Here is a 554-nt window from a genome sequence, read left to right on the forward strand (position 1 = left end):
TAGCGTATGTCGGCTACATTGGCCTCAGGGTCAGAAAAACCGGCTTGTCTTAGCAGGCGCGTACGCTTGTTAACCCGCCGTGCATCCCACTCAGCGTCGACTATCATCGCGAAGCGCTCGTCGAAGGTCATGTCGGCAACTCCTGGTGATTCCTCCTGGTCCCGGTAAGCTTGCGCCATCACCGACAAGCGCAAGCTGTAGAGTTTGTCCATGGTTGACTGACTGGCGGCCATTATTCATCATCTCCCTTACTAAGGTTTTGGTAGTAGTTGTTTCCTCTTAAGTACGCTCCATCGTCAGGATCTTCCGGAGCTGCCGCTGCCATCTTGGTGACTAGCGATTTGACCGTCTTGTAGCTGGGACACGGCGAGTAGGAGAGCGCTTTTGCGCATGCCTGCTCGAGTAGCTGCCCGCCGTGCTTTTTGGTCAGAGCTAACACCCCGCGGCAGGAACGATAGGACTGCTGCTCGATCTTGCGCGATTTGAGGATACTGTCAATTACAGCCTCGCATGCCGGACCAATCTCTTGCGCCCACCTGCGAAACCTATCCCCA

Annotated in this window: 2 pseudogenes; both read right to left on the reverse strand. The window is 55.4% G+C overall.

Annotated elements, in window-relative coordinates:
- A pseudogene (locus G7Y44_RS10095) lies at positions 1-233 on the reverse strand (IstB-like ATP-binding domain-containing protein); the annotation flags it as partial.
- Positions 233-554: pseudogene (locus G7Y44_RS10100) on the reverse strand (hypothetical protein); the annotation flags it as partial. The pseudogenes G7Y44_RS10095 and G7Y44_RS10100, both read right to left, overlap by 1 nt.

The organism is Adlercreutzia sp. ZJ141 (assembly GCF_011038965.1).
Classification (GTDB): Bacteria; Actinomycetota; Coriobacteriia; order Coriobacteriales; family Eggerthellaceae; genus ZJ141.